The following is a 12640-nucleotide window of genomic DNA, read 5'->3' as shown; positions in this document are numbered from 1 at the left end:
TTACAAATTACGTAAGTGCAAGCCTTGCCATAGACTATTACAAATTACGAATTATTATGTTGTCAACAAACAAAAAACCACAAGGCTGGAAATTATTATGGAACCTAATTTGCTATCAACCAAAACTCTACATAATTGACACCTGCTTCTGGATTTTAATTACGGGCTTGCCTGCAATTCCTGGGCTAATTATCCGAGAATTCTTTGATAGCCTAACAGGGAAAGCACAATTTGGGTTAACACCTTTAGCTTGGATTGCATTGTTGTTGGCTTTGAATTTAGGACATGTTGGGACAATATTTGCAGGGCGCTTAACCAAAACTCAGCACCGTTTTACCATGAGTTCGTTGCTGCGACGCAATCTTTTAGAACGTTTGTTAAACAATCCTAATGCTCAACCTATGATTGTTAGCAGTGAGGCGGAAAAAGCTGTATCTCAAGGTGAAATTATTAGTTATTTTCGTGATGATGCTACACAAATAGAAGACAATGTAGCATGGGTATCGGAACTACTTGGTGAAGGAATATTTGCTGTTCTCTGTTTGGTGATTTTATTAAGTGTTAATGTCCAAATGACTTTGTTTGTTTTTCTGCCTTTAGTTGCGATGATCGCAATTATTCAAAAAGCAGAAACTTACATCAAACGATACCGCAAAGCTAGTCGCCAAGCAACAGAAAAGGTGACAGGAATTTTAGGCGAAATGTTTAGTTCGGTGCAAGCGATTAAAGTAGCTGGTGCAGAACAAGATATGTTACATCATTTTCGCACTCTCAACGACAAACGCCGCCAAGTGATGGTGAGAGATAGCTTATTAAATGCCATGTTAGATTCAGTATTTCAAAACATGGTAAATCTAGGGACGGGTTTAATTTTACTGCTAGCTTCTGTGTTAATTCAGAGTCAAACTAGTAAACTGACTGTAGGTGACTTTGCTCTGTTTATTTATAATCTTTCCTTTGTCACTGGCTTTTTCAACTCTTTAGGGAGATTCATGGCATTGTACAAGCAAACCGAAGTCTCCTTTGAACGGATGACAGCTTTGCTTTCTGGTGTGACAGCAGATACTTTGGTCGCCAAAAACCCACTTTATCTGAATAACCTACGCAATCGCAAACAATCACTGCCACCCTTAGAACAACCACAAAGGCAAAAGAGCGATCGCTTACAATTGTTAACCATATCTAACCTCACTTACCACTATCCTGGTACTAACCAAGGAATAACAGACATAAGCTTTCAGCTAGAGCGCGGTAGTTTGACTGTCATTACTGGTCGCATTGGTTCTGGTAAAACTACACTACTACGAGTTTTATTAGGATTATTACCCAAGCAATCAGGTGCTATTTATTGGAATGGCTGTTTAGTAGAAGACCCTATTAATTTCTTTGTACCACCTCATAGTGCTTATACTCCTCAAATCCCCCAACTCTTTAGTTATAGCCTCAGAGAAAATCTTTTATTGGGTTTAGATAAAGATGATTATGAAATCGAAAAGGCGCTAAAAATGTCTGTGTTTGAGCAAGATTTAGCCGCCATGAATGAAAAAATGGAAACTTTAGTAGGAGCAAAAGGAGTTAGGCTATCTGGTGGACAATTGCAACGTTTAGCAGCTGCTAGAATGTTCGTTCGTAAACCGGAATTGATGGTTTTTGATGACCTTTCTAGTGCATTGGATGTAGAAACAGAATTAGCTTTATGGTCAAGAATATTTAACAATACAAGTGAAGAAGAAAATTGGATACCAACTTGTCTTGTGGTTTCCCATCGGCGTTCTGTTTTACGTCGCGCCGACCAAATCATTCTACTAAAGGCAGGTAAAATAGCAGCGCAAGGAAAGTTAGATCAAATTATTAGCAAAGGTCAAGAGTTAAATTTTTGACTATATCAACTAAGCGATAGCCTCAGGTGTAGGAGGAATGCGTACTAGCAAATGCGATCGCAGTTTCCCAGGTAGTTTCGGCGGTAAAACATACCCATCTTGGCTTTCTTGATAAAGCAGGCTGAATTCCAACAACTCAGTGATATTTTCTTCTGTCAAATCCACAAAATGGTATGTATATTTTTGTGGACAAACAAAGCTAACAGCACAAGAATATTTTTTAACGCAACTCCAGAAACATCCCACAGGCTCTATATTGAGAGTGCTGTAAGCAAAATTATTTTTTTGAGTCTCTAGCAGCTTCAGTAAGAGTTGATTTCCCTCGGCGCGATCGTCTGCTTCTTCGTGGTCGAGAACAGCACTACATGATTTACAAACAAATAAACTATGAAATTTCATACTTGAGTACTTTATAAAAAGTATTTAAACAACTATTCAAACACTAAATTGGCGACGTTCGGACTACTTCCGAATAAATAAAGGTGTGTTAATTAGATACTTAAATAAATCATCAATAATTGCATTTGCAGCTAACATACCACTCCCAATCCAGTAACTTGAAACCAAATAAACTTTATTTTCTTTTACAGCTTTTAAATTTTTCCACAGGGGACTTAATTTAAGCTGATCTAATTTGTTTTGCGCTGTTTGATTGCCTTTGACATTATTTTCAGCCGTCCATATAAATATTACATCACCATCTGCTTTTTCGATTAATTCATTACTGATGGACATTTGAATCGGATTATTAAATAAATTTTTTGCTTTTGATGCCGTTAAATTTTGAGATTCTGGACGAGATAATCCAGCATCTTGCAAAACAGTTCCGCAGAAAGAATCACGTAAATAAATGTTGATATTATTAGGATAAACTCGAACTACAGAAATTTTAGCTTAGACAACAATTATTATGAACTCACCATAGCTATCCTTCTTGAACCGGATTCTGAGCGTTGAATATTTACAAAGATGATGACTGAACCATATATTTAAACAAGTCATCAAGTAGCTTATTGACTCCAAAAAAACCGAATGTCCACCATCTATTTACTTGGACTTCATACACTTGATTATTTTGTGCTGCTTTGAGCGTAGTTAAAAGAGGATTTTTGAAAAACGTTTGTGTTAATTGCTGAGTATCATTCATGACAAATAAAATATCTGCATCGTACTTTTTTAATACCTCAATACTCGATACTAAAGTATCTTCCTTTTGGTTTACTAGTGTAGGTATAAGTCTGATACCAATGTCTTGGAAAACTTGATTATAAGTTTCATTATCTGAATATGTAGCGATGAGATTTTCTCCAAAAAGATTAATCACTGATACTTCTATATTTTTTAGACGCTCACCCATTAAATTTTGCAACTTTTTAACTCGTTCATAGTATTGAGCGATGACTTTTTCTGCCTTTTCACTCTCACCTAGTACTTGAGCAATAAAACGGAGATTTTCTTTAAAAGAGTAATTTAGACCCGGTAAATCTACGACAACTGTAGGTGCAATCGCTGATAATTGTTTATAGAAACTTTTCTGGTATTCACGCATCAAAATTAAATCGGGTTTGAGCAAAATAACTCTTTCCAAATTAGGCTGATTTCCATCACCAACTATCTCAATACCAGCTGCTTCTTCATTGGTTACACCACGGAATAAAAATTCGTACTGTGGAAAATAACTTACTGTACCAATTGGTTTGACACCCAGAGATAGAACAGGATCTAAAAGACCAACATCATTTAATACAATAATTCGCTGTGGCTTGACAGGAATTCTTGTTTCACCCAAAGCGTGTTTGACTACGCGTGTAGCTACTGGTAATTGAGAACTAGCTGAGTTATTGTCACCTTGAATTTGCTGATTTGGAAAAAGATAGATATGGCTTACCCAAAGTAAAGCAATAGTAATAATTCCTAGTAAAAACAGTTTGATAGGGAGCTTGATTTTCATACTTTGGCCTCTTTCTTCTTCACACTGTGAATGAAGCAATAGAAAGCCTCTACGCGTCTATAAATATGGCGACAAACGTAGTGGCTCCTATAGTGTTAACTAAAATTCAAACGAAATTGTCCCTATCACCGTAAACGGTGCGCCTGGAATTACTGTATTTCTGCCAAAGTTAAATGACTCAAAATACCTCGTGCCAAACAGGTTTTCGATATTGATGGCGGCTCTCCAGTTATCACGCTTGTAATAAATTGCGGCATCAGTTCGCAGATAGCTAGGTAATGTAAAAGTATCGTCAGAATCAAGGGTAGGGAGATCACCACCTACTCTATCTGAAAGGTAGTACAAACCTAAACCAAAGCCTAAACCTGTCAAATTACCTTGGAGAAATTGATAAGTTGTCCATAAACTAGCTTTGTGTTCCGGTACCTTGGCTACTCTAGAACCAACTCGAAAATCATTGCTTTCAGTAACGATCGCATCTGTATAACCGTAAGCAGCAATAATATTCCACCCAGGTAGAATTTCACCAGCAACATCTAGTTCAATCCCTCTGCTTCTCTGTTCTCCAATTGGCAGACTAAAGCCATCAGGATCATTAGGATTAGCCGTACCAATATTGGTTTTGGTAATTTCGTAAGCTGCTAAAGTTGCTGAAAGTTTATCATTTAAATCTACCTTGACGCCCACTTCATATTGAGTACCGCGTTCAGGCTCCAAAAATGTGTTATCAGCACTTTGAGCAAAATTTGGTGCAAACGAGCGACTATAACTAGCATAGAGTGAAATTGGTTGAATTGGCTGATATACAATACCAATTCGGGGAGTGAAGGCTTCATCGTACTGAATAGTACGTGTTTCAGAGAGCCTATTGAACTGGTTTTGATCCACAGTATCAAAACGCCCACCTATCAGCAGCTTAAAATTGTCTGAAAATGCTATCTGGTCTTGCAAATAGATGCCCAATGTCTCTGTTTTGGAGTTACCATCTCTAACTACATTTGTTAGTTCTGAAAGACCTGGCCTTGAGATAAGGTTGTAAACTGGGTCAAAGATGTTTATAGATGGAGTTAATCCTCCAGGGAGCCGCCTCTGTGAGCCATCACTCTTTTGTCTGGCGAGATCAAGTCCAACTAAAAGTGTGTGTTGGATTGAACCCGTCGTAAATTTACTAACAAGATCTGTTTGTAAAGAGTACCTTTCAGTGTAGTCATCGTTGGATCGAAAGTTACGCGATAATTCACCAGTACCCTCATCGAGGTCTAAAGGTTGAGCGCGGTAATCAAAGCTATCATTTGAAGTGTATCGAAATGCATTGCGGAGTGTTAAATTTTCATTAAAACGATGCTCTAGCCGATAGCCAACATTTACCTCTTCTACTTCGCGCCTATCTCCTGGTTCACCTAAAAATCTGCTAGTGGGAATATCAGCAATCCCTCGACCAAAAGCAACTAAACCTTGGTCAAATGTGCGCTCATCTTTAAGATAATCTACATTAACTAATAAGTTAGTTTTATCACTAAGCTTTAAGTCAAATATAGGTCCAAAGAAGGAACGCTCACTATCTACAAAATCTCGGAAACTACTACCATTCTCGTAAGCAACATTCAGTCGATATAGTAATGATTTATCTGGGTTGAGTGGGCCGGAAATATCAATACTAGGACGATAGTAACTAAAGTTGCCCGCAGAGAAATCAGCCGAATAATAGGGCGTACTCAGAGGTCTTTTCGTGACTAAGTTAATGATTCCTCCTGGTTCAGCATTGCCATATAACACAGAAGCAGGCCCTTTGAGGACTTCTATCTGCTCAATATTGGCAAGTTCTCGCAATGTATCGCCAGGTTCTCTAAAACCATCTCGAAAAGTTGAATTAAAATCAAAGCCTCTAATATTGAAATTATCAACTGTTCCTGCAAAAGAATCGCCTTCTACAATACCACTAACATTACGTATTGCGTCTGTGAGCCTAGTAATTTGTTGGTCTTTTAAAACCTGTCTAGGAATTACCTGAATCGATTGGGGAATATCACGAATTGGGGTATCGGTTCTAGTGGCCCCTGATGCTTCTGGTACACGATATCTATCTTGTTCACCTGTCACAACCAATTCAATTGGTTCTTCATTCTCAGGTGTCTCGGCTGTAGGTGGTTCTGAAGGCGTTTCAGTTGTTGGTTGTTCTGTTGACGGTGTTGGTTGGGTTTGGGGAGTCTCACTGGTTGGTTGTTCTGCTGGTGGTATTTGGCTAGTGGATATAGTTGGTATCACCCCAAAAATTAAGCCTTCATTATCATCAAATAGCTCTACTTTTGGCGCACTTGCTTTACCCGTTACAGTTACCCGAATTGTATTCGCATCTAAGTTGCTTACAGTAACTGCTGTAATTCCTGTAAATGGGTTTTCTTGACTGAATACCTCACCAGTCGATAAACGCAATTGAGCGTTGGGGATATCTGCAATAAAATTATTCCCCTCACTTTTGCTGAGAGGTTGCAACTGTTCCCCTTGAGCCGTTTCTAAAATTATCTCCAGTTGTTTATCGACTGAGTTGAGTCTGACTCCGGTAACTTGTACAACTACCGATGCTTGAACTAGCTTTTGAGTGCTTTTGGTTCTGTGTTTTAATGCTCTTTTTGCGAGGCTATAGGGTTGATTTGCAGTTTGTTTAGAAATCGCCTCTTGATCGTTAGAAGTTGTTTCTTGCTGTTTTTTAGGAAGTTGTACTTCTTCACCCCAAGCGGAAGTTGCTAACAATAAAGCAAATGAGCCTGTCAGTAACAGGCTTTTAAGTAACAGCACTGGTTTCATCTATTTCCTCACACATGGTTAATAAGCTGTTAACACCCTGATATAATTGATTTTCTAGATGCTTACTAAAATTTATTAGCACTAGTCTTATCAAGATTAGACTATTACATTATCAAAAAGTAGTTAAAAGAGATATATTTTTTTGAGTACTTATGTCAATAAACCTAGATAAGCTAATATACGTATTCTAGCTAATCTTAAGTATATTACTATACTGGGTTTTCTATATATTAGGACAAAATATTTACATTAATGATTTTAGAGGTAATTCAAAGTTTTGATGGATCTTATCGTGCCGTGCTATGGCTAGCAAAGCAATTGATTGGTCAAAAGCAAGTATAAGGCATCTATCTGAAGAATGATGTTTTACGAAAAAGAGGGAGTAACTAGGATAAAAATTTAATAGAATTCTGTGAAAATAAAAATTAAAAGAGAATCATTTGCGTTAATGTGATATAGATAATATTGAGAATAAATTGCAAGACTGTGTGTAAGATTCTTATTTATGAACTCTAGCGATCGCTAAACTTGCCCATTACCCAAGACTGTGCGTTAATCTGACTTTGGTCAAGAAGTCTACAAACCTCTAGTGCAGTTTTCAGCTAAACCACTTATGACAGTTACATTCCAAAATTAGGTGTGCATCCAAATGCCTGAACATAAGAATACTCAAAGCAGTAATGCCTTTGAAGGCATTTGCGAATTTTCTACTGTTGTTGAACTTTTACGTTATAGAAGTAGCCGACAGCCAAAACAACTGAGTTACACATTCTTGTCTGATGGTGAAACACAAAGCGATCGCCTGACCTATCAAGAGCTAGATAGATGTAGCCGAGCGATCGCATCTCAACTGCAAAGCTTAGGTTTAAGTGGAGAGCGTGCGTTACTACTTTATCCACCAGGTTTAGAATATCTTGCCGCCTTTTTCGGGTGTCTGTATGCTGGAGTGGTAGCAGTTCCGGCTTATCCACCACGCAACCAACGCAACACCCCCAGAATTTTAGCGATTCTAGAAGATGCACAAGCCGCAATAATCCTAACGACAAGTGGCATTTTGTCTCAGGTACAATCTTTGTTTGCCGATAAATTTGATATAGATCATATTCATTGGCTAGCCACTGACAACCTCACTCCTGGTATAGAAGAGGGTTGGCAAAAGCCTCTGATCAATACAGACACACTGGCATTTTTGCAATACACATCTGGCTCTACCGGCACACCCAAAGGTGTAATGCTCAGTCATGGCAACCTACTACATAATGCTGTCGTGACTCGCCAATACATGGAACATTCTTCCAGCAGTAAGTTTGTCACTTGGCTACCTGTTTATCATGACATGGGTCTGATTGGCGGAGTGCTACAACCTCTCTACGGCGGTTTTCCTTGTATCATGATGCCGCCAGCTGCTTTCCTCCAACGTCCCTATCGATGGTTAGAAGCAATTTCTCGTTATAGAGGGACTACTAGTGGCGCTCCCAACTTCGCTTATGAACTTTGTATTGAAAAAATTACCCCAGAACAACGTTCAACCCTAGATTTAAGTAGTTGGAATGTTGCTTTTAATGGCGCTGAACCAATTCGTCAGGAGACTCTAGAGAGGTTTGCAACTACCTTCGCTGAATGCGGTTTTCGTCCAGAAGCCTTTTACCCATGCTATGGCATGGCAGAAGCTACATTAATGGTAACTGGTAGTGTCAAAAATGCTTTAGTAACAACGAAGACTTTACAAAAAACTGCTTTAGAAAGCAATCATATAATTGATGCAGCTACCAATGAAGAAAATTCAATAGCATTAGTTAGTTGTGGTCAAGTTGTACCACAACAGCAGATTGTAATTGCCAATCCAGAAACCTTAACTCGCTGTACTCCCGATGAAGTTGGAGAAATCTGGGTATCAGGCCCGAGTATTGGTCATGGTTACTGGAATCGACCAGAAGAAACAGAGCAAACTTTCCACGCTTACCTCCAAGACACGGGAGTTAACGGAGCGTCAGGGCCATTTTTACGAACTGGAGATTTAGGCTTTCTGCATAATGCCGAACTCTTTATTACTGGACGAGCTAAAGATTTAATTATCATCAGGGGACGTAATCTCTACCCACAAGATATTGAGTTAACCGCAGAACGAAGCCATAAAACATTACGCGCAACAAGTGTTGCAGCCTTCGCAGCAGAGGTAGAAAAAGAAGAACGTTTGGTAATTGTACAAGAATTAGAGTTTCGTGCAAAACCTAATATAGATGAAGTTACGGCTGCTATTCGCCAAGCAATTACAGAAGAACATGAAGTACAAGTTTACGCAGTTGTTTTAATCAAAGCTGGCACGATTCCCAAAACTTCCAGTGGTAAAATTCAACGTCGGGCTACTAAAGTAGGATTTTTAGCAGGTACATTAGAGGTTGTTGGTAGTAGTATTTTGGAAATTGCCCAGACAACAACGGCAGCAGAAGATTGTCTGACACGCACAGAATTACTAGCAGTAGAATCAGAACAACAACAGCAGTTATTAAACTCTTATTTACATAAATTAGTAGCACGGGTACTGAGGGTAACGCCTTCCCAGATAGACCTAAACCAACCTTTGAGTAGCTTGGGTTTAGACTCCCTCAAAGTTTTCGAGTTAAAAAATCGGATAGAGGTTGATTTTGGAGTACTGATATCTGTAGCAGACTTCTTTGATGGTGCTGGTATTGCTGAGTTAGCAACCCAAATACTAGACCAAGTTAATAGTAATTTGACTAGTACGTATCTGCCCATCTCTAAAGTCGAGACAGCCGCTAACCAACATCCACTTACTTTTACTCAACAGCAGTTGTGGTTTATTAACCAACTCCAACCTGGGACAGCTACATATAATATTCCGGTAGCTATTCATCTGACAGGAAAGTTGAGTGTCTCTGTATTGGTTCGTAGCTTTAACGAAATTATTCAAAGACACGACATTTTACGAACTAGCTTTGAGGTAGTGGATGGTGAACCCATTCAAAAAGTTGCAGATGCGATTGCGCTTAACGCACGCTCCGCGATCGCATTCAGTTTACCAGAAGTTGATTTGTGTGATTTAGCTGACGAACAGCAGCAGACTGAAGTACAAAAGTTATCTCAGCAAGAGGCTCAGTTATCTTTTGATTTAGGACAAGCACCCTTGTTGCGGGCAAAACTGCTGCACTTGCATACAGAATCGATTTTACTTATAAATTTGCATCATTTGGTTGGTGATGGTTGGTCAATCAAGGTACTAGTTCAAGAATTATCTACGATTTATCAAGCTTTTTGTGCTGGTAAACCCTCGCAACTACCTCAGCTTCCTTTACAGTACACAGATTTTGTGTATTGGCAGCGAAACTGGTTGCAAGGTCAAGTTATAGAAAAGCATTTAGCTTATTGGAAGCAGCAATTAGGCGGAAATCTGCCTGTATTGCAACTACCTACTGACCGCCCCAGACCTCCAATACAGACTTTTCGGGGAGCGCAGCAGAAGTTTATATTGTCTACGACATTAACTGAGTCAATCAAACAGTTAGGTCAACAGGAGGGTGCAACCTTATTTATGACCTTGTTAGCAGCTTTTCAAACTTTGCTTTACCGCTACACAGGTCAAGAAGATATTCTTGTTGGTTCACCAATAGCCAACCGCAACCATGCAGAACTAGAACAACTAATTGGATGTTTTGTCAATACTTTAGTATTACGTACCAATCTAGAAGGAAATCCCACATTTACAGAATTGTTGGGACGAGTGCGAAAGGTTGCAGTTGAGGCCTATACTCACCAAGATTTACCCTTTGAGAAGTTAGTAGAGGCATTACAGCCAAATCGGGATCTTAGCTATAATCCACTTTTCCAGGTGATGTTTGTGCTTCAGAATCCTGCATCAAATAGTATCTGGAAAACAGAGGAACTTGAGACAAGAACAGCCAAGTTTGATGTCCTACTATCAATGATTGATAGTGAAGAAGGATTGACAGGGACGCTAGAATACAACACCGATTTATTTAATGCAGATACTATAGCTAGGATGGTAGGGCATTTCCAAACCTTGCTAGAGGGTGTAGTTAGTGATCCCAATCAAGGTATTTCTAAGTTATCAATATTGACACCTGTTGAACGTCAAACACTACTGGTTGACTGGAACAATACTCAGGTTGATTATGCTCAAGAAGCTTGCATCCATAACTTATTTGAGGTACAGGCAGAAAAAACACCAGATGCGATCGCTCTCATTTTTGCTAACCAAGAACTTACCTATCGAGAGTTAAACAATCGAGCCAATCAACTAGCGCACTACTTACAAAATTTAGGAGTAAAACCAGATACCTTTGTTGGTATCTGTATGGAACGATCTATCGAAATGGTAGTAGGGATATTAGCAATTATGAAAGCAGACGGTGCGTATGTACCGCTAGATCCTACCTATCCTAAAGAGCGTTTGGCGTTCATGTTAGAAGATGCTCAACTATCATTGTTGCTAGTGCAACCACATCTAATTGATGAACTACCAACACATCAAGCCAAAGTAATAACTATAGATGCTGATGGTGCAGCATTTGCTGACTACAGCCAAGCTAACCCAGATAGTAGTTTACAACTAGAAAACATCGCTTATGTAATTTATACTTCTGGTTCCACAGGAAAACCCAAAGGAGCGATTAACACTCATCAGGGTTTATGCAACCGCTTACTGTGGATGCAAGATACTTACCAATTAAAAGAATGCGATAAAGTTTTACAAAAAACACCTTTCAGTTTTGATGTCTCTGTTTGGGAATTCTTTTGGCCTCTATTTACTGGTGCAACTTTAGTCGTAGCTAAACCGGGTGGCCATCAAGATGCAAGTTATTTAGTCGAACTCATTGCCCAACAGCAAATTACGACATTGCACTTTGTACCTTCAATGCTGCAAGTGTTTTTAGAGGAACCAGGACTAGAGAATTGTTATAGTATCAAACGTGTAATTTGTAGTGGTGAAGCACTACTTTTGGAACTGCAACAACGCTTCTTTGAGCGGTTGAACTCAGAATTACACAATCTTTACGGCCCAACAGAAGCTGCTATTGATGTTACGGCTTGGTGCTGCCAAGCTAATAACAATGAAAGATTTGTTCCTATAGGTCGCCCCATTTCCAACATACAGATATATATATTAGATAAACAATTCCAACCTGTTCCAATTGGCATTTCGGGTGAATTGTATATTGGTGGCGTGGGTTTGGCGCGAGGGTATTGGAATAGACCTGAATTAACTAACGAAAAGTTTATTTCTAGTCCGTTTGACTCAAAAAAATACCTTTACAAAACAGAAGATTTAGCGCGTTATCGTGCTGATGGAACAATTGAGTTTTTGGGAAGAATTGACCATCAAGTTAAACTGCGCGGTTTTCGGATTGAACTAGGAGAAATCGAGACGGTTATAGCACAACATTCTAATGTGCGAGAAACGGTAGTCATTGCTAATGAAAATCGTCTGAGTGCTTATGTAGTTCCTACAGCAACATTTTCTGTAAATGAATTACGGCTTTTTCTTAAAGAAAAATTGCCTGAATATATGCTTCCTTCTGCCTTTATAGTGTTAGAAGTATTACCTCTGACTCCCAATGGCAAAGTAGACCGTCGTGCTTTACCTGCACCAGATAATTTGCGCCCAGAATTAGCAAATAGATATCAAGCTCCTCAGTCTGAGGTAGAAAAATCAATAGCTAGGGTTTGGAAACAGGTATTACAGATAGAAAAAGTGGGTGTTTATGATAATTTCTTTGACCTTGGTGGGCATTCTTTGCTAGTGGTACAGGTAAACAATAAACTCAGAGAAATTTTGCACCGAGATTTATCAGTTGTAGAAATTTTTCAAAATCCAACTATTAAGTCGTTGGCAAAACATTTAGATAAAAAAACGAATGATGTTTCTGCCTTACAGTCAATGCGTGGCCGCACTCAGAAGCGAAGAGAGGCTATAAATAAACAACAACAATTCATTAGGAAGCAGAAACAAAAGCATTAGCTTGTA

At 38.9% G+C, this 12640-nt stretch carries 6 protein-coding genes; 2 read left to right on the top strand and 4 right to left on the bottom strand.

Annotated features, from left to right (window positions below):
- The first annotated feature begins 56 nt into the window (after positions 1–56).
- Positions 57–1880, top strand: coding sequence for an ABC transporter ATP-binding protein (locus G1O98_RS01275; RefSeq protein WP_175586462.1), 1824 nt, complete (start codon positions 57–59; stop codon positions 1878–1880).
- A gap of 9 nt (positions 1881–1889) precedes the next feature.
- On the opposite strand, the gene G1O98_RS01270 is transcribed toward G1O98_RS01275, so the two are convergent.
- The 4 genes from G1O98_RS01270 to G1O98_RS01255 form a co-directional block, all read right to left on the bottom strand.
- Positions 1890–2279 (bottom strand): DUF1636 domain-containing protein, encoded by a 390-nt coding sequence (locus G1O98_RS01270; protein ID WP_163926809.1) that lies wholly within the window; start codon positions 2277–2279, stop codon positions 1890–1892.
- Between the two features lie 63 nt (positions 2280–2342).
- Positions 2343–2699, bottom strand: a complete 357-nt coding sequence (locus G1O98_RS01265; protein WP_243458313.1) for an ABC transporter substrate-binding protein — start codon at positions 2697–2699, stop codon at positions 2343–2345.
- A 142-nt stretch (positions 2700–2841) separates the two neighbouring features.
- Positions 2842–3831 (bottom strand): iron-siderophore ABC transporter substrate-binding protein, encoded by a 990-nt coding sequence (locus G1O98_RS01260; RefSeq protein WP_163926808.1) that lies wholly within the window; start codon positions 3829–3831, stop codon positions 2842–2844.
- A 99-nt stretch (positions 3832–3930) separates the two neighbouring features.
- On the bottom strand, positions 3931–6636 hold the full coding sequence (locus G1O98_RS01255; protein WP_163926807.1) for a TonB-dependent receptor: 2706 nt from the start codon (positions 6634–6636) through the stop codon (positions 3931–3933).
- 649 nt (positions 6637–7285) lie between these two features.
- Here G1O98_RS01255 and G1O98_RS01250 point away from each other — a divergent pair.
- Positions 7286–12634 (top strand): non-ribosomal peptide synthetase, encoded by a 5349-nt coding sequence (locus tag G1O98_RS01250; protein ID WP_163926806.1) that lies wholly within the window; start codon positions 7286–7288, stop codon positions 12632–12634.
- The last annotated feature ends 6 nt before the right edge of the window (positions 12635–12640 follow it).

This window comes from Nostoc sp. UIC 10630 (genome assembly GCF_010747425.1).
Taxonomy (GTDB): domain Bacteria; phylum Cyanobacteriota; class Cyanobacteriia; order Cyanobacteriales; family Nostocaceae; genus Nostoc.
The sequence above is the reverse complement of the archived record's forward strand: the minus strand, read 5'-3'. Positions and strand labels throughout refer to the sequence as shown.